23 protein-coding genes, 1 tRNA gene and 2 pseudogenes are annotated in these 23,177 nt (G+C 43.3%); 3 read left to right on the plus strand and 23 right to left on the minus strand.

The genetic code is table 11. The features are described from left to right. Positions 1–128 precede the first annotated feature (128 nt). The 8 genes and pseudogenes from dtd to SSIN_RS07055 all read right to left on the minus strand — a co-directional run bounded on the left by dtd (position 129) and on the right by SSIN_RS07055 (position 6,911). Positions 129–572 carry a D-aminoacyl-tRNA deacylase gene (gene dtd / locus SSIN_RS07020; protein WP_037617324.1) on the minus strand — a complete coding sequence of 148 codons (444 nt, stop codon included), beginning with the start codon at positions 570–572 and terminating at the stop codon, positions 129–131. 49 nt (positions 573–621) lie between these two features. After that, the gene (locus SSIN_RS07025; protein WP_037617326.1) at positions 622–2,841 is read right to left on the minus strand and encodes a RelA/SpoT family protein; all 2,220 of its coding nucleotides are present in this window, start codon (positions 2,839–2,841) and stop codon (positions 622–624) included. A gap of 111 nt (positions 2,842–2,952) precedes the next feature. Beyond that, positions 2,953–3,099, minus strand: a complete 147-nt coding sequence (locus SSIN_RS10715; RefSeq protein WP_167332870.1) for a hypothetical protein — start codon at positions 3,097–3,099, stop codon at positions 2,953–2,955. A gap of 188 nt (positions 3,100–3,287) precedes the next feature. After that, positions 3,288–3,605 carry a hypothetical protein gene (locus tag SSIN_RS07030; RefSeq protein ID WP_037617328.1) on the minus strand — a complete coding sequence of 106 codons (318 nt, stop codon included), beginning with the start codon at positions 3,603–3,605 and terminating at the stop codon, positions 3,288–3,290. Beyond that, complete coding sequence (locus SSIN_RS07035; RefSeq protein ID WP_037617329.1) at positions 3,602–4,012, minus strand: hypothetical protein; 411 nt, start codon at positions 4,010–4,012, stop codon at positions 3,602–3,604. Before SSIN_RS07035 ends, SSIN_RS07030 begins: the two co-directional genes overlap by 4 nt. Continuing rightward, positions 4,000–5,268 (minus strand): annotated as a pseudogene (locus SSIN_RS07040) (Tle-like phospholipase domain-containing protein). Before SSIN_RS07040 ends, SSIN_RS07035 begins: the two are co-directional and overlap by 13 nt. After that, on the minus strand, positions 5,258–5,956 hold the full coding sequence (locus SSIN_RS07045; protein WP_037617331.1) for a hypothetical protein: 699 nt from the start codon (positions 5,954–5,956) through the stop codon (positions 5,258–5,260). Before SSIN_RS07045 ends, SSIN_RS07040 begins: the two are co-directional and overlap by 11 nt. A 283-nt stretch (positions 5,957–6,239) precedes the next feature. Next, on the minus strand, positions 6,240–6,911 hold the full coding sequence (locus SSIN_RS07055) for a hypothetical protein (protein ID WP_037617335.1): 672 nt from the start codon (positions 6,909–6,911) through the stop codon (positions 6,240–6,242). A 282-nt stretch (positions 6,912–7,193) separates the two neighbouring features. Between SSIN_RS07055 and SSIN_RS07060 the strand changes: the two genes are divergently transcribed. Further along, a complete protein-coding gene (locus SSIN_RS07060; protein WP_037617337.1) occupies positions 7,194–9,617 on the plus strand; it encodes a bifunctional 2',3'-cyclic-nucleotide 2'-phosphodiesterase/3'-nucleotidase in 2,424 nt (807 codons plus the stop codon). Between the two features lie 43 nt (positions 9,618–9,660). On the opposite strand, the gene SSIN_RS07065 is transcribed toward SSIN_RS07060, so the two are convergent. Genes SSIN_RS07065 through SSIN_RS07085 form a run of 5 tightly spaced genes read right to left on the minus strand, consistent with a single transcriptional unit; the run spans position 9,661 to position 13,759 of the window. Beyond that, positions 9,661–10,413, minus strand: a complete 753-nt coding sequence (locus tag SSIN_RS07065) for a 16S rRNA (uracil(1498)-N(3))-methyltransferase (protein ID WP_037617339.1) — start codon at positions 10,411–10,413, stop codon at positions 9,661–9,663. Then, positions 10,414–11,367: a 50S ribosomal protein L11 methyltransferase gene (prmA, locus tag SSIN_RS07070; RefSeq protein ID WP_037617341.1), complete on the minus strand. Its 954-nt coding sequence runs from the start codon at positions 11,365–11,367 to the stop codon at positions 10,414–10,416. A 7-nt stretch (positions 11,368–11,374) separates the two neighbouring features. Next, positions 11,375–12,817 (minus strand): ApeA N-terminal domain 1-containing protein, encoded by a 1,443-nt coding sequence (locus SSIN_RS07075; RefSeq protein ID WP_037617343.1) that lies wholly within the window; start codon positions 12,815–12,817, stop codon positions 11,375–11,377. Positions 12,818–12,829: 12 nt separating this feature from the next. After that, positions 12,830–13,279, minus strand: coding sequence for an NUDIX hydrolase (locus SSIN_RS07080; RefSeq protein ID WP_037617345.1), 450 nt, complete (start codon positions 13,277–13,279; stop codon positions 12,830–12,832). A gap of 9 nt (positions 13,280–13,288) precedes the next feature. Beyond that, positions 13,289–13,759, minus strand: coding sequence for a DUF3013 family protein (locus SSIN_RS07085; protein WP_037617347.1), 471 nt, complete (start codon positions 13,757–13,759; stop codon positions 13,289–13,291). 87 nt (positions 13,760–13,846) lie between these two features. On the opposite strand from SSIN_RS07085, the gene SSIN_RS07090 reads away from it, so the two are divergent. Both SSIN_RS07090 and SSIN_RS07095 read left to right on the plus strand, forming a co-directional pair. Continuing rightward, positions 13,847–15,115 carry a replication-associated recombination protein A gene (locus SSIN_RS07090; RefSeq protein WP_037617349.1) on the plus strand — a complete coding sequence of 423 codons (1,269 nt, stop codon included), beginning with the start codon at positions 13,847–13,849 and terminating at the stop codon, positions 15,113–15,115. 265 nt (positions 15,116–15,380) lie between these two features. Next, a tRNA-Lys gene (locus SSIN_RS07095) sits at positions 15,381–15,453 on the plus strand. A gap of 423 nt (positions 15,454–15,876) precedes the next feature. On the opposite strand, the gene SSIN_RS07100 is transcribed toward SSIN_RS07095, so the two are convergent. The 10 genes and pseudogenes from SSIN_RS07100 to SSIN_RS07140 form a co-directional block, all read right to left on the minus strand. Beyond that, positions 15,877–16,644, minus strand: coding sequence for an epoxyqueuosine reductase QueH (locus SSIN_RS07100; protein WP_037617351.1), 768 nt, complete (start codon positions 16,642–16,644; stop codon positions 15,877–15,879). 192 nt (positions 16,645–16,836) lie between these two features. Next, positions 16,837–17,271, minus strand: coding sequence for a DUF2178 domain-containing protein (locus SSIN_RS07105; protein ID WP_037617353.1), 435 nt, complete (start codon positions 17,269–17,271; stop codon positions 16,837–16,839). A gap of 9 nt (positions 17,272–17,280) precedes the next feature. Further along, the gene (locus SSIN_RS10580; protein WP_156956305.1) at positions 17,281–17,445 is read right to left on the minus strand and encodes a hypothetical protein; all 165 of its coding nucleotides are present in this window, start codon (positions 17,443–17,445) and stop codon (positions 17,281–17,283) included. Beyond that, positions 17,442–17,645 carry a helix-turn-helix transcriptional regulator gene (locus SSIN_RS07110; protein WP_002896748.1) on the minus strand — a complete coding sequence of 68 codons (204 nt, stop codon included), beginning with the start codon at positions 17,643–17,645 and terminating at the stop codon, positions 17,442–17,444. The genes SSIN_RS10580 and SSIN_RS07110 overlap by 4 nt, the downstream gene beginning before the upstream one ends. 113 nt (positions 17,646–17,758) lie before the next feature. After that, positions 17,759–18,571 carry a 2-amino-4-hydroxy-6-hydroxymethyldihydropteridine diphosphokinase gene (folK, locus tag SSIN_RS07115; RefSeq protein ID WP_037617357.1) on the minus strand — a complete coding sequence of 271 codons (813 nt, stop codon included), beginning with the start codon at positions 18,569–18,571 and terminating at the stop codon, positions 17,759–17,761. A 27-nt stretch (positions 18,572–18,598) separates the two neighbouring features. Continuing rightward, positions 18,599–19,153, minus strand: coding sequence for a GTP cyclohydrolase I FolE (gene folE / locus SSIN_RS07120; RefSeq protein ID WP_037617359.1), 555 nt, complete (start codon positions 19,151–19,153; stop codon positions 18,599–18,601). After that, positions 19,134–20,477: a bifunctional folylpolyglutamate synthase/dihydrofolate synthase gene (locus SSIN_RS07125; RefSeq protein ID WP_037617362.1), complete on the minus strand. Its 1,344-nt coding sequence runs from the start codon at positions 20,475–20,477 to the stop codon at positions 19,134–19,136. Before SSIN_RS07125 ends, folE begins: the two co-directional genes overlap by 20 nt. A 2-nt stretch (positions 20,478–20,479) precedes the next feature. Next, the gene (gene folP, locus SSIN_RS07130; protein WP_037617364.1) at positions 20,480–21,433 is read right to left on the minus strand and encodes a dihydropteroate synthase; all 954 of its coding nucleotides are present in this window, start codon (positions 21,431–21,433) and stop codon (positions 20,480–20,482) included. Between the two features lie 176 nt (positions 21,434–21,609). Beyond that, a complete protein-coding gene (locus SSIN_RS07135) occupies positions 21,610–22,248 on the minus strand; it encodes a hypothetical protein (RefSeq protein WP_037617366.1) in 639 nt (212 codons plus the stop codon). A 153-nt stretch (positions 22,249–22,401) separates the two neighbouring features. Next, positions 22,402–23,113: pseudogene (locus SSIN_RS07140) on the minus strand (CPBP family intramembrane glutamic endopeptidase). Between the last annotated feature and the right edge of the window lie 64 nt (positions 23,114–23,177).

Consider the following 23,177-nt stretch of genomic DNA (forward strand, 5'->3'; position numbering starts at 1 on the left):
TTATCTCATTTTTCACTTAAAGCCTTGACAGACTTGACAAATGGTAGAAAAGAGCCAAAAAAAGAGAACCTGCGTTCTCTCTCAATGCTAACATTTGTCACCCACTATAAGTGATAAAGAGCTATATGTCATCGATTCTTAGTATCTAGGATAATGGTCACCGGTCCATCATTCACCAGCTCCACCTGCATGTCTGCGCCAAAAATGCCCGTTCGGGTCGGAACTTCCTGCTGCAGGGCGAGATTGAAGGCATCATAAAAATTGCTAGCCATCTCTGGTGGTGCGGCCTTGATAAAGGCTGGCCGATTGCCCTTTCTCGTATCTGCGTGCAGGGTGAACTGGGAGATAGATAAAATCTCTCCACCAATATCTTGAATGGACAGGTTCATCTTTCCCTCAGCATCAGAAAAAATTCGCATATTGACAATCTTGCGGACAGCATAATCCATATCCTCCTGACTATCGTCAGGACCCACTCCGACTAAGAGCAGGAGTCCCTGTTCAATCCTGCTATGCAGCTGTTGGTCAATGCTGACCTGCGCACGTTTCACGCGCTGAATGACGATTTTCATATCTTTTCCTTTATTTAATAACTAGCATCTACTCTATTATTCCCATACCTTAGCCATTGGTCCGCTTAACAGAATACACTTCCGGTACACTCTTAATCTTGTCCACTACTGTCGTCAACGTGGACAGATTGGCAATGCCAAAGGAAACATGGATATTGGCAAATTTCATGTCCTTGGTTGGCTGGGCATTAACTGTTGAGATATTTTTAGTGGTATTCGACAGAACCTGCAGCACATCGTTGAGGAGTCCAGAACGATTGAGACCGTAAATATCAATATGGGCTGTGTATTCTTTGGTCGTGTTGTTGTCTTCCCACTCCACCTCAATCAAGCGCTGCTCGTAATTTTCCTGAGCTTTGAGATTCATACAATCTTCTCGGTGAATAGCTACACCACGGCCTTTGGTAATGTAACCAACAATGTCGTCACCAGGCACGGGGTTACAGCATTTGGCGATCCGAATCAGGAGACCGGATGCCCCTTGAATCACTACGCCACCTTCATGCTTGACCTTGAGGGTGTCTTTTTTGTTTTCGACCTTAACCTCACCGCCCTTGACCAATTCCTCAGCTTCTGCTCTGGCCTTGGCCCGCTCTTCCTCACGGCGCTCTTTTTCCGTCAGACGGTTGAAAATGCTGATAGCACCAATCTCACCGAAGCCAATCGCTGCAAAAAGCGCTTCTTCAGTTTTATAGCTGGTTTTTTGCAGGACTTCCTCCATGTGCTTCTTGTCCATGTACTTATTCGCAACATAGCCCTGCTCCTGAAATTGAGCCTGCAAGAGCTCCCGCCCTTTGGAGATAGATAATTCCTTATCTTGATTTTTAAAGAATTGACGGATTTTATTTCTAGCCTTGCTGGTCTTGACAATATTGAGCCAGTCACGGCTAGGCCCAAAGGAGTTAGCATTGGTGACAATTTCCACCTGATCCCCTGTTTTCAGCTTGGTATTCAGGGGCACCATGCGGCCGTTAACCTTGGCTCCTGTCGCCCTCTCCCCAACCTTGGTATGAATCTCATAAGCAAAGTCAATCGGACCAGAATCTTTGGGCAGACAGCGCACCTCGCCATTCGGCGTAAAGACATAAATCTCTTCTGTCAAATAGCTTTCCTTGACCGAATCGACAAATTCCTGAGCATCTCCCGACTGGTCTTGGAGCTCCATCAATTCTTTGATCCAATTCATTCCGATGGCCGACTCTTTGCTGTTAACCTGACCTTTTATCCCTTTCTTATAAGCCCAATGGGCTGCGACCCCATACTCCGCCACTTCGTGCATTTCCTTGGTCCGAATCTGAAATTCAATTGGTCCTTTAGGCCCATAGACCGTCGTATGGATAGACTGATAGCCGTTAGCCTTACGATTGGCAATATAATCCTTGAAACGCCCCGGCATTGGTTTCCAGAGCTCATGGATATAGCCCAACATGGCATAAACATCACTGTGAGTTTCCAAAATACAGCGAATGGCAATCAAATCATAGATCTCATCAAAACGCTTCTTCTTATCCTGCATTTTGCGATAAATGGAATAAATATGCTTGGGACGGCCGTAAATCTTACCATGCAGATTGCGCTCACCTGCGTAGGTTTCGATCTTGTGGACAACTTCCTCCACCAGAGCTTCCCGCTCTCGCCGTTTTTCCTTCATCATGTGGGAAATTTTATAAAACTCCGTCGGATTAAGGTAACGGAAGGATAAATCTTCCAGTTCCCATTTGACACTGGAAATCCCCAAACGATGAGCCAGAGGAGCATAGATTTCCATGGTTTCCCGCGAAATTCGCTCTTGCTTGTCTGGCCGCAAATGATGAAGAGTCCGCATATTATGCAGACGGTCGGCTAGTTTGACCAAAATAACACGGATATCCTCAGACATAGCCATGAGCATTTTGCGATGATTTTCCGCCAACTGTTCCGCATGGGACTTATATTTCACCTTCCCCAGCTTGGTCACTCCGTCCACAATCACGCGCACATCATGCCCAAATTCCTGCTCCAAATCATCCAGCGTTGCCGAAGTATCTTCAACCACATCGTGCAAAAAACCACAGGCAACCGAGACAGCATCCAGCTTAAGCTTAGCTAAAATGCCCGCCACCTGGATAGGATGCACAATGTAAGGTTCTTGCGACTGGCGAGTTTGCCCGCTATGGCGATCTATGGCATAGACCAATGCCTTTTGTACAAAAGCCACATCTTTTGCAGTTAAATATTTTCTTGTGAGGGAAACGACCTGATCCCCCGTTAAATTTATTTCTTTTGGCATGCGCATTCTCTCCGATTTCTTGCCTACTATTTTATCACTTTTACATCAATATGAAAATACAGAAAGTGCAGAGAATTTAAAAGGATGCTAAAAGACGCAAACAACCCGCCTCTAAAGCGGCGGGTTGTGATGAAGGCGATGGTTTATTTCGGTCTGAACCATATCCTTCAAAAATTCAAAATAGGCATAGATGAGATAACCGATGGATACCACACCTAAAATAGCTACTAATACTTCAAATAAGGTAGACAAAGACATGATAAACCTCCTCTCCTTACCCAGTAAACATATGCATCCGGTCCCTTCAGGCGGCTGTTTTGTTTCCGTTTTTTCCCTTTCTAGCCTGCCTTAGGATTCACTTATATTATACCATTTATCAGCCGAATAAAACAAGAAAAATTAAGAAATTTGCTCTATATAAAAAAGCAAACTAACATCATATCAGTCTACTTTTTCTCTTCTGGATTCAAATCATCGAAAGTGTTGCTGTTTTTGCTAATTGCTTCACTGATTGCTTTTTGACCCAAGCCGTTAATCGAGCTGTCCATTTGGTTGGATAGATTGAGCACAGCTGTCTTGTTTGTCATGGCCAAGATACCAATCTCCTCATCATACTTCTCTACAATATCTTTTCGACTTGCTTTTATCGGTGGTGCGCAGAAGGCTTTAATAGCTTCTCTTTCCAATGATTTTTTGATTTGTCTTCGTGCTACTTCGGTAAAGGGGCTGCACAATGCATCTGAGACAACATCTGCTATACTCATTTATTTCCTCCTTCTTCCTCATCCAATTTCCTTCTCAGCTGGTAACTCTTTTCTAATTCGTCTTCCAGCTGCTTGCGATCTTTCCGATACTGATTTGTCAGTTTTTCATCTTTTTCTTCTATTTTTGCACATTGACGACGATATTCTCTATCCGTCTCACTCGCATAAGTATTTAACAGATTAATAAACTTACGACACTCTTCCTTATCCACGTAATCTTGTCGGCTAAAGTGATAAGTAGCCTCCTCAAACTCTTCATAAAGTCTAGTCAGATGACGCTTGTTATCTTCTAGTTTCCAATATGTTTCTTCTATTTCTTTCTTGGCAGCCTTATAATCATCCTCCAAGTCCCAGAGTTCTTCTTCTTGTTTTCTAATTTTAGCTTGAATTTCATCTATGTTGTCCATTGGCTAATATCTCCCGCCAAACTTTCGTCTGCTGCCACTGCCTGATTAATACCATTTCGGATACTACCCTCTAAGTCTGTAAACGCCGTTACAATAGCGGCCGATTTGTTTACCGCTTTATCAAAATGTCGCTGAGTCTTTCCTACAATGCTATCATAAGTTACTCCAGCCTCTGCATAGGCCTCCTGCACCTCATCATAGGTCAATTCTGTAACAAACCAAGGAATTTCCTTGCTTTTGTCATAGAGTTCTTCAGCATCTGTCACTGCTTTTTTCGCAACCGCCTCAATCTCGCTGTGCCCATTGCTGACAGCCTCTGTCAGAGCTGCCGCAACAGCCGTTGTCTGGACGCTATCCAAGAAAAACATCTCATGACTGTTAATACTGCCATCTGATAAAAACTGACCGGTCAATTGCTTGAGGAGACCGTCTTTTACTCCCTGCAATTTCTTCAAGGTCTTATAGTGCTTCTTTTCAAGCCCAGTCATCCTCTCTGGACTCTGTTTTTCCAAAATATCCTTGATTTGATTAATTTGATTCTTATCACCTGTAATATCCGGGTCAAGGCTGTGTCCGCCAGAATTATCAAGTATATACTCTTTGCCTAGATAGACACCTCCAAGTCTATCGGACCATATGTTAAGAGGATCTTTTTCTGTTGTAATACGAATGACTTGACCTGTAAAGTCCGCATATTTGTTCAGAATCTTCTCGCGAGCAGAATCCAACGGAATCAGATAGTCTATGGCTCTATCCTTCATTCGAATCACTCCCTCTACATAGAGAGGGGCTGAGTTATATACCACTGTACGCGGAGCGTTAAATTCCAAAGCTACCCTCTGAGCAATATTACCCCCTAAAGAATGCCCTGTTAAGGTGATATTGTCCCCATATTTCTGTCAGATTCTTTCGTAAAATTTAAAAGCTTCATCATAATGATAGCCATAAGGCATTAAAATACTAGTAACATCTACCATGACATCTGTTACAAAATCCGCATTAGGATTGGTTCCCGTGTAAGCAATAATAACCTCTCCGCTATCCTTATCTAGGAAAGCTGTACCGCTTGTACCAGTCAAACCGTCACGAAAATCATCTAAATATTCAAGATTAGGAGGGAGAGACTTCAATTTATTAACTTCCCTAAAAAGTTTATTTTTAGCATTATCTTCAATATCAGACTGATGAACTCGAACATTTTCAAATTCATAAGTCAGATTAGAAGCATCTAAAGTTGGAATCCCACTATTGGCCATTATATACCCCCGCATTTGACACCGTTTCTCTAAAGTAATAGCCATCTTTATAATCTATTAAAATTGAGTAGTAGTAATAACCTTCATTTTGTAGAGAACTTCCAATCTCAAGTATGCTTTTCTCAGAATCTTTTTTATCAAAATAATTATTAACTATTTTATTTTCTGTAAGATAAGATATGCTAAAACCATTTGTTACACTGTTATACGATTTTTCTTTTAATCTAAAATTAGATAATTCAGCTTTGTTTATAGTTAACTTTTGAAATAAAAATCTGTCAAACTTCCATATTTTCCTAGCGGTCTCTTCATCAGAAAAAGTAAACTTGTTATCCGCATAATGAACACTTACGACCACATTTTCACTTTTTGGCGCATCATCAGTTGCTGGAATTTTAGCAAGGGTACCCACTATTGTATGCGATGTTGCATCACCCTTCAGCTTAATTTCCGTGATGAAATCATCGATTCCATCACTCTTCTTTTTAAAATAGACCTGCTCAATCTCAAACCCTTCCGGAAATTGCTTAAATAAATCAAATAGATTCTCAGTCGGATAGACGCGACTGACCTCAGAAACCTTATTCTCAATCCATTCTCGGCTGTTCTTATTTTCTCCGCATCCTGCCAAGCCCATCATTATCAGTCCTCCTACAAGTAACATTGTGAGAAAAGTGCGTTTGTTCATGACCTTCTCCTTATTTATGATATTCAATAAAACAACTAACCTTAATTCCCTTATAGTATATCATAAAACCAGCACTGCCACGCTATCCTATATAACATCGAGATTTACCATAATAAAATAGGTACAGGGATCGTCTAGGTATTGGAGGTTAGGAGGGATAGACTTCAATTTATTAACTTCCCTAAGAAATTTATTTTTAGCATTATCTTCAATGTCAGACTGATGAACTCGAACATTTTCAAATTCATACGTCATATTCGCTGCATCTAAAGTTGGAATCCCACTACTCACCATTATTCAACTCTCCATTAGACACCGTTTCTCTAAAGTAATAACCATATTTATAATCTATAACTACAGAATAGTAGTAATAATCATTATTCTGTAAAGAACTTCCAAATTCTAATGTACTATTTTTAGAACTACTCTTTCTAAAAAATTTGTTTATTATTGGATTACTCACACTATAAGATATGTCAAAACCATTAGTCACACTGTCATAACTCTGACTCTCTAATGTAAACTCAGATAAAATACTTTTATTAATCGTTAATTCTTGAAACAGAAAACCATTCAATTCCCAAATTTCTTTTGCTCTTTCTTCATCTGAAAAAATAAATTTCTGTTCTATGTAATTAACATCAATAATATCTGTCTTGTTTTCTGACTTCAAATCTTTTCGAATTAATTTACCAGTTATCGTTTTGAACTGACTATTTCCGGTTAAATATATTTTTATGCTAACTTTATCATTCATATATACTTGATAGACTTCAAACCCTTCTGGAAATTGCTTAAACAAATCATATAGATTCTCAGTCGGATAGACGCGACTGACCTCAGAAACCTTGTTTTCAATCCATTCTCGGCTGTTCTTATTTTCTCCGCATCCTGCCAATCCCATCATTATCAGTCCTCCTACAAGTAACATTGTGAGAAAAGTGCGTTTTTTCATAACCTTCTCCTTATTTATGATATTCAATAAAACAACTAACTTTAATTCCCTTATAGTATATCATAAAAGTCCTACTTCCAGACCAGCCCTGACAGTACCGAGATTAGTAGCAATCAAATAGGTATGAGAAGCGTCTCAGAATTCAAGATTAGGGGACCAGATTCTTAAAATCACTTCTTTCTGCAATAAACATTAAATTGTGTGTTAAGATTTATCAATTGATGAAAGCGCTTCGATGTAGTATAATGGAAATCCGACATTCATTTTTAAAAAGGAGTTATTATGTCAAAATCATCTCTTCAAAAAGCCCTTGTGCTTTTGAGCACAGCGGCTCTTGCAGCTGCTGCAAATGCAGTTCAGGCTGATCAGCCCACCCCAGCAGTCACTGCCGATCCTGCTATAGCAAGCAGCACGGCAGATAGCAGCGCAGCGGAAACAAAAGCAACGACTGCAGCAAATCCTACTGAAGCTGCTATGACATCAGAGAGCACGGGACCTAGCTCTGCTATTTCCCCTGAAAATGCTAGTGGAAATACTGATACTCTGATGGCCATGGCTCGCAACGTCGCAGCTACTGAGGACACTAAGCCCGTTGAGGGACAGACTGTTGATGTTCGTATCCTAGCAACGACCGACCTCCATACCAATCTGGTCAACTACGACTACTATCAGGACAAGCCAGTAGAGAGCTTGGGACTGGCTAAGACAGCCGTGCTAATCGAGAAAGCCAAGAAAGAAAATCCAAACGTCCTATTAGTGGACAATGGCGACACCATCCAAGGAACGCCGCTAGGAACCTACAAAGCCATTGTGGATCCTGTGAAGAAGGGTGAGCAGCATCCTATGTACGCTGCCCTGCAGGCTCTGGGCTTTGAAGCCGGTACGCTGGGGAACCATGAGTTCAACTATGGTCTGGACTATCTGAACCGCGTGATCGAGACAGCTGGTATGCCACTTGTCAATGCCAATGTGCTGGATCCCGCAACCGGTAAATTCATCTATCAACCTTACAAAATCATCGAAAAGACCTTTACGGATACGCAGGGCCGCTTGACGACTGTCAAGATTGGTGTAACCGGGATTGTACCGCCGCAAATCCTCAACTGGGATAAGGCAAACCTAGAAGGAAAAGTGGTCGTTCGCGACTCTGTTGAGGCTATTCGAGATATTATTCCTGAGATGCGCAAGGCTGGTGCAGACATCACTTTGGTACTTTCTCACTCTGGTATCGGAGATGATAAGTATGAAAAAGGCGAGGAAAATGAAGGCTATCAAATCGCCAGTCTGCCAGGTGTGGATGCTGTTGTAACCGGCCACTCCCACGCAGAATTTCCAAGCGGAAACGGAAGCGGCTTCTACGAAAAATACCCTGGTGTAGATGGGGTCAACGGTAAAATCAATGGCACACCAGTGACTATGGCCGGAAAGTACGGCGACCATCTAGGCGTCATCGACCTCAAGCTGACTTACACCGACGGTAAATGGAAGGTCACTGACAGCAAGGGCTCCATCCGCAAGGTGGATACCAAGTCTAATGTAGCAGACAAGCGCGTCGTTAACATTGCCAAAGAATCTCATGAAGGAACAGTCAAGTACGTCCGCCAGCAAGTCGGTACCACAACTGCACCTATTACCAGCTACTTTGCTCTGGTCAAAGATGATCCATCCGTTCAGATTGTCAACAATGCCCAGCTTTGGTATGCTAAGAAAGAACTAGCGGGCACACCTGAAGCCAATCTTCCTCTCCTGTCTGCAGCAGCGCCTTTCAAGGCAGGAACTCGTGGGGATGCAACGGCCTACACAGACATTCCAGCTGGCCCTATTGCCATCAAGAACGTAGCCGACCTCTATCTCTACGACAATGTCACAGCTATCCTCAAGGTCAACGGTGCCCAGCTCAAAGAATGGTTGGAAATGTCAGCTGGCCAATTCAATACTATCGACCCAACAAGCGACCAACCACAAAATCTCATCAATACCAACTACCGAACTTATAACTTCGATATTATTGATGGTATCACCTATGAGTTTGACATCACCCAGCCTAACAAATACGACCGCGAAGGCAAAGTCGTTAACGAAAATGCCAGTCGGGTTCGCAATTTGAAGTATCAAGGCAAGGAGATTGACCCTAAGCAAGAATTTATCGTCGTGACCAATAACTATCGAGCTAACGGTAAGTTCCCAGGTGTTCGAGAAGCCAGCCTCAACCGTCTGCTCAATCTGGAAAACCGTCAGGCCATCATCAACTATATCTTGGCTGTCAAAAACATCAATCCAAGTGCCGATAGAAACTGGCATTTTGCTGACACTATCAAGGGGCTAGACCTGCGCTTCCTGACAGCTGACAAGGCCAAGAACTTGATTGGTACAGACGGAGACATCGTCTATCTAGCAGCGTCAGCCCAAGAAGGATTCGGCGAATACAAATTTGTTTATGTCGCACCGAAAACTGAACCGGTACCTATCGAGCAGCCAAGCCGTCCGACTATCGCAGTCGAAGCAGCCAACCTGCAGCATAGCAGAGTAGACTTCCCTGTCTTGACCGCAGCTGATCCAAGCACAAACAAGCAAGCTTCTCACAGACAAGCAGGAGCAGAAAGTCTCCCAGCAACCGGAGAAAAGACATCCTCGCTCGGAATCTTGGGACTTGTCATGATCGGACTTGCAGGAATCTTCGCCTTCAAAAAACGGGAAAGACAATAATAATTAAAAAATTAGCAGCCATTTTGGCTGCTGTTTTTGCTTTTTAAAGACTGTCATTGCTCAATTCCAATAAAACACTGACTGCGGTCAAGGCATAAAGCGGAGCGGTTTCAGCCCGCAGGATACGTGGACCCAGACCAGCGGAGACAGCCCCTGCTTGGCCAAAGGCTGCTATTTCATCTGGCGACAGACCGCCCTCCGGTCCAAAGATAAAGAGTACTTTTGCGCCGGATTCCAAGCCCGACAGAGCTCGGACTAGAGCTGCAGTTTCTCCCTCTTTGGCTGATTCTTCATAGGCCACGATGATGCGGTCAAAGTCTGCCAAGGCCGCTAGAAAATCTGCCTTTTTATCAAAGAGCCGAATCTCAGGAATCAGATTGCGCTTGCTCTGCTCTGCTGCTCCCTGAGCAATTTTTTCCAGTTTTTCACTCTTTTTAGCCAGTTTTTTGCCATCCCACTTCGCCACCGACCAGTCCGCTGGGAAAGCCCAGATAGCACTCGCCCCCAGCTCTGTTGCCTTCTGAGTGATAAATTCTAATTTATCACCCTTAGGAAAGCCTGAAGCAATGGTCACTTGGACCGGCAGCTCGGTATTGTCTGCTAGCTCCTCCAAGATTTCCAAGCTCTGCTGACTGGGATCCAATACCCGAGCCAGCCGTTTCACACCGTCATCAAAAACCAGCGTGACTTGGTCGCCCTCTTTGAGCCGCATGACTGAAAACATATGTTTGGCCGTGTCCTTATCCGTGACCACCAGAGGAGACTGAGGTTTACCTTGTATAAAATACTGCTGCATCTAACCACCTATCACGCCTGAAATGTCCTGCGTTTTCTTAAAGACACAGGCATTCCATTCGCCCTGAATCATATGCGTTTCCAGAAAAAATCCTGCCGCTTCCGCTGACTCGCGCACCATTTCCCACTTCTCAGAAATAATCCCACTCATAATCAGATAGCCCTCATCTTTGACTAGACGGTAGGCATCCTCTGTCAGATGGATGAGAATATTGGCCAAGATGTTGGCAACAATGACATCCGCCTCGATTTCTACGCCTCGGAGAAGATCCCCCGGCGCCACATGAATATTCTCCATACCAGTGTTGAGCTCAATATTTTCCTGAGCCATGCGCACCGCCACCTCGTCTAAATCATAAGCGTAGATGTCCTTAGCGCCTAAGAGAGAGCTGGCAATAGAGAGGACGCCACTGCCTGTGCCTACGTCCAGCACAGTTTCTCCGCCCCGCAAGACCTGCTCCAGCGCAAAAAGGCTCATCTTGGTCGTTGGGTGAGTACCCGTACCAAAGGCCATGCCTGGGTCCAGCTTGATGATCTTCTCACCAGCTGTCGCCTCATAGTCTGTCCATGACGGCACAATGGTCAAGTCATGGGTGATCCGAGCCGGCTCAAAGTATTTCTTCCAGTTGTCCGCCCAGTCTTCCTCAGCCAGTTCCTGCCGAGTTAGCTGAATATCTCCCGTCTCCAAGCCAAAGCCATCCAGCTCAGCCAGTCGCTCATTGGCCTGGGCTGCAATAGCTTCTATATCCACCGAAGCTGGATAATAGCCTGTAATCTTGACCCGCTCGCTCTGTTCAACTTCCGGAAAAAGCTCACCATACTGATCAACCTGTCCCAGATAGTCTGCGCTGTCATCGATAGCCACACCCTGACTGCCCAGCTCAATCAGAATATTCGAGGCCGCTTCCTCCGCCTCACGCTTCACTTCAATCGTTAATTCCTGCCATGTTTCCATGTTACTATTACTCCTTGTCATATTCTAATCCAAGTTCTTGAAATATGTATAAACGTAATACTTCTTGACATAATTCAAGAAGTTCATACATTTCCTTAAAATCTGTTACTAGATTTTTATATTTTGATTTCTCGTCTCCATGGGTATAGTAGTTACGACTATCATACAACTTTTCAACAATACTCGAGATGGAATCCTCAGAAAACTTGCTGTTCTCTATTTTACCTAAAGCATTTGTAAATAAATCTAGCAATTTCTTTCTTAAGTCATTATCTTGTCTTTGATATTTCAACCTATTTCTAAAGATTTTTTTAAAACACTCATCAACATTGTTATTAATAAAATCAAACACTCTTTGTTTATTTATTTCTTCTTCTTTAGAAACATCAGCTCGTTGTTCACCTCGAAAATTCCTAGCATAGACTTCTAAGTTACGAATAGAATCAATAAAACTATCTTCAAGATAGGGAGCACCATGCAAATTGGCTGTAAAACTTCGAACAATAAATTCTAATTGCTCACTTTTATCGAACCAATTGTTTATAATAACTTCAAAATTATCATCTAGTTTATTCAATGAAATTTTGTGTAGTTTATGCTTATCCCATTTAATGTTTTTCCTTGAATGTTGTACAAAATACTTCCCTTTAATTATAGGCCAGTTGTTATCCTGACGTTTTTTACATAGAAATTCAATGGTTAGAAAAGACAAAGGCTTTTCAGACAATATCTCGACTAATTCCTTAATTCTTCTCGAAGCCTCATAGCATTTCTGCAAAGAGACCTTTTCATTTTTAGCAGAGGATAAACGAATTTTATAAAATTGTTCTAAGCTTAATGCGTCATATGAAAAAGTATAGCTCGCTACATCTTCAAACTTTAAATTTTCTGATTTTATCAAAATTTCTGTAGATTTATATTCAGAAATATTTACAGCAATATTAAAATTTTGCTGTTCGAAATCACGTTCCGCGCTTATAATTGATTTGCCAATCCAATCTTCTAAATGATCAAAAGAGAATTGATAATACTGGACTTTGGTATCTTCCAATTCGTCAATCAATTCAACTATCAACTCTTTGAAATTATTCTTATTTGGAAGCCATTGATAATTTATTTCAAAAATTTTAAAATTCTTTATCCTATATTTTTTCATTGGGAATCCCGAACTACTATCTGTCCCATACGGACTGCCATAAGATTCCAAAATTAATAGATTACCTGAGGAATCAAATCCATATATTTTATCAACAGGATTACCAAAATTAATAGATATAGCCTCATCATTTGGAAATTCCCCGAAAATTTCTAATACAATCTCATTAGGTGAGTATGTCAAAATACCACTATTTGCTTCAGAGCTAACTACCTTTGATTTATTATCAGAAAAATATCCTTTGATTTCAAAGTCTTTATCCCATGAATATGATTTATATGTTAATTTACTCATATCTTTTAGAACCTATTTACCATCCAAATAATCACTCAACCTGTCCTGCAACTGCGGAATAACCTTTTTATCTAATAAGAACTGGCGAATATCCATCATCTGATAAGCCTGCCCCTCATCACCAAAGACGATACTGGCAAAATCTTTCTGAGTGATGGTTCCCACCATAAAAATAGAGGTTTTGTCTGGATCAAGCATTCCTTGATATTCCTTAATCCAGACAATAGCAGCTTCTTCAAGCTTCAAACCAAGCTCCTCAAAAACCTCCCTTTGGACACATTCAAAAGGAGTCTCCTCTCCTTCGCGACCACCGCCCGGCAACTCCCACATATTTGGCCAAGGGATGGTTGGAATATCATCTCGTAATATGGTGAGCAGCTTATCATCACAAAGCAAGGCAATCTTGCAGCCAGAAAACTCCATCTGTTTGTGCAGCAAATCTAGTCCTTCTGCATTTTCCATAAGCGCCCCCTAATACCTCGGATAAGGATAGAATTCCGTCTCTGTCAAGTCCGCTCTGCCATTTTCAAAAGCCTCTGCATTCCAAGCCATCTCAAACTCTGCCGCCTCTGGATCTGCTAAGAAGTCCATGAGCGCATCGAGGCCTGACTCAGCCGTTTGGGTAAGAAAATCCACGAAATAAGCCAGAAACTCCCGCGACAGACCCTTCTTAGGCTCATAGGAAAGAACCGCCAGATAGTCCTCTGCCTCAAAACGAGACTTGGTCGGATTGTAGAAAAGTACAGCTTCCTCAAAGTAAATATCCTCAGTCGAGGCATTGCCCTCAGCATCAACAGTCTCAATCCCGCCTGGATTTTGAACCTCAAGGAGAAAGGCTACTTCCACCGCATGATTCTTCTTGTCCCAGTTTATCTCATAGTCAAAAGGAAAGCTCCCCCCCATTTCCTCGTCCAATATCTCCAAAAAACCGTACTTAGCCATGATTTCCTCTTTTCATTGTGATAAAATATTACTATCTACAATAGTAACACAAAAAGCCAAGAAAAACACTTGCAGAAAGGAAATCTTATGCCAGAAAACCTAGCCCTGCGCATGCGGCCTACCAGCATTGACCAGATCATCGGCCAGCAACATCTGGTCGGACCTGGAAAAATCATCCGCCGCATGGTTGAAGCCAACCGCCTGTCCTCGATGATCCTCTACGGACCACCCGGCATCGGCAAGACCTCTATCGCCTCGGCTATTGCCGGCACAACCAAGTTTGCCTTTAGGACCTTTAACGCTACCGTAGATAGCAAGAAGCGCCTGCAGGAGATTGCTGAGGAAGCCAAATTTTCCGGCGGGCTAGTTCTCCTGCTAGATGAGATTCACCGTTTGGATAAGACCAAGCAAGACTTCCTACTGCCGCTATTAGAAAGCGGGCTGGTCATCATGATTGGAGCAACGACAGAAAATCCTTTCTTTTCTGTCACCCCTGCCATCCGAAGCCGGGTTCAGATATTTGAGCTTGAGCCCCTCAGCAACGAAGACATCCGGACAGCCATTCAGCTAGCCTTGACGGATAAGGAACGAGGATTTGATTTCCCAGTGGAGCTAGACGATGAAGCTCTTGATTTCATTGCTATCTCTACTAACGGAGACTTGCGCTCCGCCTATAATTCACTGGACCTGGCCGTGCTCTCTACCCCAGAGGATGACAAGGGAATCCGCCACATCACGCTCGATGTGATGGAAAACAGCCTGCAAAAGAGCTACATTACCATGGATAAGGACGGAGACGGCCATTACGATGTCCTCTCTGCCCTGCAGAAGTCCATCCGCGGCTCCGATGTCAATGCCAGCCTTCACTACGCAGCTCGCCTAGTTGAGGCAGGAGACCTGCCTAGCCTGGCTCGACGCCTGACCGTTATCGCTTACGAGGATATTGGCCTAGCAAATCCTGACGCTCAAGTCCATACCGTCACAGCTCTGGAGGCTGCTCAGCGGATTGGTTTTCCTGAAGCCCGCATTCTCATTGCCAATATTGTCATTGACTTGGCCCTATCCCCCAAATCCAACTCAGCCTATGTGGCCATGGATAAGGCCTTAGCTGACCTGCGAAAGAAGGGAAATCTGCCCATCCCCCGACACTTACGAGATGGCCACTATACCGGCAGTAAGGAACTGGGCAACGCTCAGAACTATCTCTATCCCCACTCTTATCCCGGCAACTGGGTTAAACAAGACTATCTGCCTGACAAAATCAAAGATGCCAATTATTTCACTCCTAATGAGAATGGCAAATACGAGCGAGCCCTTGGAATGACCAAGGATAAAATTGATTACTTAAAAAAATGATGGCATCGTTTGCAAAAAATCATATTTTTCTCTTGAATTTTTCAAAATTTATGGTATCATAATTATAGAAACGCTGTGGTGTACGACTTCACACTTAAGTGTTGACCGACTATTTTTTGTATTACTAGGGAAACAAAAGACTTCTAACAGCGTGCAGGCCGTGTCACGCGGAAGCAGCTTCAGTTAGAGCGAGTTGCCCACCTGCTTAATTGCGCGGGTTCAATACAAATCGTGAAGGTCCGGCACCAATACAGCTTTTTCTGTTGCCTCCTTAGCTCAGTTGGTAGAGCAGTAGACTCTTAATCTATGGGTCGCAGGTTCGAGCCCTGCAGGGGGCATAAAAATACAGAAGAAAAAGCCTTGTTTTATAAGGCTTTTTTGATTGTTCTAAAGAAACATGTCACTCAATTCGTCATGATTTTACAGTGAAATTTTTATACTCGAGGAAAATTAAAGAACATACTAGGCAAAATCAAGCATGATAGCTGATCATTTTCTCAGCGTCCTGCAAGAAGCGTTAGAAAGTCTCTGGTTCTGTCACAAGATGAAGAAATTAAAAATCATGGTTTGCTAGTGTAATCGTCAAAAATTTTATTTACAATCTCCAAGAGTCTGATTGCATTGTTAAAGCTAACAAAGTTTTTTTGATACATTTTTATTATGATTCAGATAGATAAAACCAGTCTATCAATAGCTATAATCCCGACTGATTCTGGTCAGCCGGGATCTATTTTATTGGCAAAAATCTTTGGACAGATAGATTATCTATCCAGATGAGTAACCGTAAATTTGATATGTGAATAATCTTTTTCAGGATTTTTATCAGCTAAAAAGGCCGTTGCATCTTTTTTAATTTGCAATAGGTTAATATTCTGGGCCTGAGCAGCGTAAACACAGCCGCAATAACATTGACGGTAAATATCATACTCTTCACACATCTCTACAGAGCGTTTGTATCCTTGATTTTTCTTGAAATCACTGGGCAGATAATGAGTAGTGTAAATCTTTTGCACTTCAATTCCAATACTATTGATGGTTTGGGAATTTTTGTGTGGGCTAATGGTCAAGGCACTACCAAAATAGTCAAAACCTAGGTCAACAGCCATTTGTGCGGTTTTATCCAAGCGATAGTCAAAACAAACCTTGCAACGGTCGCCACCTTCTGGCTCCTCTTCCAATCCTCGAACCAATTTGCGGTATTCACTAGGCTCGTAAGGAGCCTCAATGTATTGCACATGATTTCCAGTTTTTTCATTGAAATCGCTGACAAACTTCTGCGTCACATAAGCCCGTTTGTGATATTCTGCCTTTGGATGGATGTTAGAGTTGGCAAAGTAAATCGTCACATCAGCATACTGAGTCAGATACTCTAGCGTATAGGTACTGCACGGCGCACAACAGACGTGCATTAAAATTTTAGGTCGAGTATTATCTGCTTGCCAGACCTTAACCATCTGTTGCATCACGCGGTCATAGTTAATTCTCTGGTTAGGATTCATCCTACTCAAAATTTCTTCTACATTAATCATAAATCTCTCCTCGGGAAACTGGACTTGACGTTCACTACAAATCCATGCACTCTATTTTATCATAGAAGAATGTTTCAGACAATCCATTGAACGATCCAAGGGATAGCCCAAAAAATATTCGGCTATGTTGACTATTGCATAAAAAGTTCCCGCCTAGATTTACCGTACTGAGGATTCTCAGACACCATTATTCTAATAACGTCTAGATAAGATAAAGCGCAAAATATAATAAAGGAGCAGAACCAGGCTAAGTGTCAGAGTCAAAAACTGACTGAGAGGCAGAGTGAAGGGAAAAATCATGGACAGGACAGTCAAGCAGGCACCGAGAAGCAAGAGAATATTGAAAAGCAGAGTTCGGGCCTTTTCATCAATCATCTGATTACGCTCATCCGTCACCTGAATATACAGCCGCTCGAAACGGTCCTTCTGCCCCAGAGCAGCATTGTAGCGAATGGTCATCCCAGACAGTCCCAAGAGCAGTCCAACCAAAATACCTTCCTGCAAATCATCCAGAGAGTGAAGATGACTGTAAGCCAGACCCAGTAACAAAACCAAGCTAAGTATGCGCCCCATGAGGATTTTTCTTTGCAGTTTTTTGCGAAATTCTTCTTTGCTTAGAGTCTTCATATCCGCCTCCTATTTTTCATACGCTTGAAAAATTTTCAACATCACCACAATCAGGAACATTCCCACAAAAGGCAGGATTTCCTTAGGGATAAAATTGGCTTTAAAATGGAGATAAGATAAGCCAACCACCACCAAAATAGCCAATATCCATTTACACAAATAAGTCCATTTCATGATTCATCCTCCTCAAAGAGAAAAACTTCTTCAATCCTTAAATTGAAAAAGGACGCAATTTTATGAGCCAAAAGCAGCGAGGCATTGTAGCGGCCTTTTTCCAAAGAAATAATCGTTTGTCTCGTGACCTCTAGCTTCTCAGCCAGCTCCTCCTGGCTGAGCTTTTTTCTTTTTCGTAGTTCTTGAATTCGATTTTCCAATGCTGCCTTCTTTCTATAATGTAAAACAAACTTTACTTCCCAAATATAGTATAGTCTTCTTTACATATCTTGTCAAGAAAAAGATTTGCTTTCCTTCAAATCTTTTTCTTTTCTCATTTTTCGACTGCATCCCAGAGTTGGCGGATACTTTTTTTCTGCACGGGATCGACAAAGTGTGGGGCGATTTCCACCAGAGATTGCAAGACAAAAGCTCGTTCAGCCACATAAGGATGAGGAACAATCAGGTCCGGACTATAAAACTCTTCTTGTCCTATGTAAAGGATATCTAGATCAATCACACGCGGTCCCCATTTGATCTCCCGCACGCGCCCTAGTTCCGCTTCGATAGCCAGCAGGGTCTGCATTAATTCCTCAGGATTGAGCCAAGTTTCAACTTCAACAACTTGATTGAGAAACGGATCCTGCTCAACACCACCCCAAGGCTCTGTCTCGATACGACTTGATGCCTGCAAAATTCTTATATTTTGCTCTACCATTTTTTCCAAAGCAGCATCCAGATTGGCAGCTGGGCTACCTTGATTGCTGCCCAGAGCGATAAAGGCTTTCCGCTTTTGACGCACGAGCTTGACTGAGCAGGTCTCTAAAGGCAGCGGCACTGGCGCCCAAGGCTTTTTGACCTCCAAGCTGACCTTCTGTACCAAAGGATGGGTCAAAAAAATCCGATCAATCAGCTTGTAAGCCAGCGTCTCAATCAAGTCTTCCTTGCTTTCCTGACACCAGTGGGTCAGATCTTGAGCCAATTCTCCATAGTGGATAGAAGCTGTCAGGTCGCCTGTTTTGGCTGCTCGAGTCATATCATAGTCCAAAATCAGATCCAGCACAAAACGCTGGCCCAGTTCTTTTTCCGCTCCAAAAACACCATGATAGGCGTACACTTCCAAATCCTTAATCCGTAGCTGATCCATGACTATCCTCTCCTTATTGTCAAGTCCTTAATGCCCCATCAGTTTGTAAGCTTCATTTTTCAGATCCTTGTCCGTCGCTAAAACGCCACGCGCCGCTGTAGTAACCGTTGCAGTGCCAGGCTTTCTGACGCCGCGCATATTCATGCACATATGCTCAGCTTCCACCCAGACCAAGGCTCCCTGAGCACCCAGATAGTCCATCAAGGCCTCAGCAATCTCCACGGTCAATCGCTCTTGAATCTGCGGTTTCTTGGCATAGACCTCTACCGTTCGGGCAAGCTTAGACAGGCCTGCTACCCGCCCATTAGGCACATAAGCGATGTGAACCTTCCCGTAAAATGGCAGGAAGTGGTGCTCACACATGGAATGAAAGAAAATATCCTTCTCCACTACCATATTATTGTCAATGATTTCAAAAGACTTAGCCAGATGCTCCTCAGCAGTCTCGCCCAGCCCAGCAAAGATTTCCTGATACATCTTAGCAATACGCTGAGGTGTCTCCTGCAAGCCTTCGCGGCTTCCGTCTTCGCCAATCGCCTCAATAATCTGGGCAACAGCTGCTTCAATTTTCTTCGTGTCCATATACGCTCCTAAATTCTTTTTGTTTGTCAATAATATAGGCCCTGACCTGAGCCAGAAAATAAAGAGAGCCGGTGATAAGCAGTAGCTCATCAGCCCTGTGCTCTACTTTCAAATAAGCCTCTAAAAAGTTCTGCCAATCAGCATAGTTCAAGCCCTGCTCGCAAGCCAGCGCCTCCATTTTTTCTTTGGAAAAGCTCCGTGGATCTGCAAAACTGGTCAAAATCAGCTGACTCTTAGGTACTTGCTTGAGTTGACCTACCATTTCCTCCAGAGACTTGGTCTGGATACAGCTAAAAAGGATTCTCTTATCCAAGTCTGGATAATGTTGGTTCAAAGTCCTCGTCAATCTCTCCATAGCATGAGGATTGTGAGCGCCATCAAGCAAGATGCGAGGCTGGTTCGAAATCTGCTCCATCCGACCCGGCCAGTTTGTCGCCACTAAAGCGGTGTCTATTTGCTCTTTTGTTAAAAGCGGTAGCTGCTTGCTCTGACAATAGAGGTCACAGAGCTGAATAGCCAAACCAGCATTATCTACCTGATGCTGCCCCAAAAGAGGCGTTAGGTAATGCTCCTCCTCCCGATAAGCATTGGAAAATCTAAAATGCTCCCCTGAGTCAGTCCCGCCCAAGCTCTGAACTTGATAAGACTGCCCATAAACATAGTGGGGGGCTTGCATTTGATGAGCCTTGTCCTCAATGACCGCCAGAGCTTCTGACTCAATCCGTCCAGTCACCAAGGGCACATTTGGCTTGATAATCCCAGCTTTCTGCTCGGCAATTGCTGCCAGAGAATGCCCTAGCAGAGCCACATGATCTAAGCCAATGGTCGTAATGGCTGTCAAATCAGGGCGGCAGACATTGGTACTGTCCAAGAGGCCACCCATGCCGACCTCCATAATGGCCACATCGACCCGCTCCTGAGCCAAATAATCATAGGCCAAAGCCGTCATGATTTCAAACTCAGTCACTCCCTGCAAAACCTCATCATTCGCTTGCTCCTCAAAGAGAGCTCGATAAGTCTCTAGCAGACGCTCCAAATCTTGATTGGCAATAGGCCGACCATTGATGGCGATTTGTTCATTGTAGCTGATCAGATAGGGGGAGGTAAAGGTTCCCACACGCAGACCTCGCATTTCCAAGAGTTGACGCAGGTGGGAAATGGTTGAGCCCTTCCCGTTGGTCCCTCCTATATGAATCACTGACAGCTGCAAATGAGGATTTCCCCGCAGCGCCAGCATCCGCTCCATCCGCTCCAAGCCAAAATTAGGAATATCCGTCCGATAGGCTTCCAGCCAGCTTAAATCTGGCAATTCTTCTTTTATCATACTCACTTATACTGCCGTAAATTTAGATCTTCCATTTTCTGAGCCAGTCGGATAGCATCGCCAATCTCGGCTGCCATTCGGTGGACTCCCACATCATGCACTCGGACAGCCTCGACACCCTGACTAGCTGCAATGCTGGTCAAATGAGCTGAAGCCAGATCTCTGTTTTGAAAACCAGTTTCCGTATCTGGGTCGGTCTCAAAACCATTTTCCTCCAAGATATTGACCACAAAGCGCTTGCGAGAGACCCCCAGAAAAATGGGAAAGCCAGCCCGATGAATGCTATTCAGTTTCTGTAAGAGCAAGAGATTTTCCCGCTTGGTCAAACCAAAACCAATCCCTGGATCCAGCATAATTTGCTCCTTCTCCAGACCAGCTTTCTCAGCTCTTTCCAGTGTCTTTTCAAAAAATGCCCACATGAGAGCCTGAATATCCAGCTGCTCAAAATTTGCTAATTCTGACTCGGTAAAAGCAGGTTCAAAGCCAAAAGTCGGAAAGATTTTCGAGCTAGCGTGTTGGGGCCGAGCCATGACTGGATTGAACATGGCAATAACTGGTGCTCCAGCCCTGGCAGCCACAACTGCCATTCTCTCATCACCCAAGAGTCCCGTGATGTCATTGATGATATTGGCTCCAGCGGCCAAAGCTGCTTCTGCAACTGGTGCCTTCCAAGTATCCACAGAAATGAGGATATCACTCTCCCGACGAAGAGCCTCAATGACCGGCACCACTCGCTCTATTTCGGCCTCTATTTCCACAAAATAGCTGCCCGGACGAGTCGACTCACCGCCGATATCCAGCAGATGAGCTCCTTGAGTTCTCATCTTTCGAGCCTGCTCCAGAGCCTTTTCCACCGAATCATATCTGCCCCCATCCGAAAAGGAATCTGGGGTAACATTGAGAATCCCGCAAAGGGCCGTCTTGCCTTCAGGGGCAAGCTGTCTTAGATTTATCATATTTCCTTTCCAATGCTGCCTCTTAACAAAAAGGGTACACCTATCTAGTGTACCGCAAAGCCAACAGCAGATGCAGCAGCAGTTTTATAAACTGCACTTGTTCCTACAAGCAGCCCTTTCAGACTCTTGTTTCACTTACCATTTTACCACAATTCTACCATTTAAGAAAACACTTTTTACAAACAGAAGGGCAAAAGACCGAGAACGATAATATTTCGGATGACATGAGCCAGCAAGGACAGCTCCAGTGGCTGCACCCACCCTTTTAACAGCTGAACAAAACATGTTCCTAACCCAAGATAAAGAAGAAAACACGACAATTCTCCAGGATTTCGAAAAAGAGAAAAGAGAGCAATCCCTAGCACAAGCCCCCAATTTTCTCGATAGCTCATCCGCACTTTTAGCGTAATTTTCTTGGCAGTCAGTGGTGAGGAGACAAATAAATCCATGCCCAGCAGCAATAATGAGGAAGAGAAAAAACTGTCTGAGAACATTTGCTGTACGGGTGCTAGCAGCGAGGTCTCCCAACCACAGAGAAGAACCACACCCACTGCATTGGCTGCAATCATCAAAAAATAGAGACAGCGCAAGTGCTGAAATCGTTCTGAAGAGCGCACTTCTTCCTTAAAATCCTCTAGCTCATGTGAAAAATAAAAGGCATAACACAAGAGACAGAGAATCAGGCCAAGGATAAAGAGAAAACTAGGCCTAGATAAGACTAGCCGATTCGACACTGGTTGGGCCAAAAGCAGCAAGCTTGCTTGAGTCAACATCGCCACTAATAAAATTTGAATCATTTTTTGTAATCTGAGCATAATCTCCCTTTCACTCCCTAAAGATGAACTATAACTTTAATTATAATGAAAAAGGATTAGCATCTTAGCTGTCTATCCTAAAAAAACACTTTTTAACCCTAAAAGGTCAAAAAGAGGCCAAAAATGACCTCTTCACCTCTCAACTGACTATCATTAGCGCTTCATGGCCAACATGATTAGGATAGCGAGGCCATTACGCAACATATGGGCTAAAATCCCCATTTCCAAACGCTTAGTCTGATAAACTACAATTGCCAGAACTCCGCCCATACCAGCATAAAGGACAAAACTGCCAATATTGGTCGGACCGTGGAAAAGACCAAAAAGAACTGAGCCGACCACCAAACCAATCACATCATGCTTAGGAAATAGCTTTTTCGGAATCAAACCACGGAAAATAATTTCCTCTAAAATCGGTGCTGCAAAGACAGCTCCCACAACGATCAAAACCACTGGCATATGCTGAAATAAACCTTCCAAAGCAGCTTGATTGGCTGTCGTTCCTGAAAGCTGACCTTCTAAAATCAAAATAATCACTGCCAAAATACTAACCACAAAAGTCATCAGATAAGACAGAGCCAGCCAGCCGACTGATGACCATTTGAAAAAGCGAAAATCTAAGGTCAGCAAGGCCTCTTTCTTGGCCATTCGCAGGGCATAAAAAATAATGAGTAAATAAATCATCAAGACAAGCAAGGTCTGCCCCATTGAAAAACCTTGCCCTCCTTCTTTAAACTGTTGAATCACTACAAAAGGGACCTGAGTTTGCAAAGCCACAAACAAAACAAGTAAACTATATTCTATTTTTTTCAAAAAACTTTTCATACTTTCCTCCTATTTTCTTAGTATAGCGAAAATTTCCCATCCTGTACAGCTAATTTCTAAATATGTTGCTAAAAGCAAGTGAGACAGATGTCCATGATTGCTAC

The organism is Streptococcus sinensis (assembly GCF_000767835.1).
GTDB lineage: Bacteria > Bacillota > Bacilli > Lactobacillales > Streptococcaceae > Streptococcus > Streptococcus sinensis.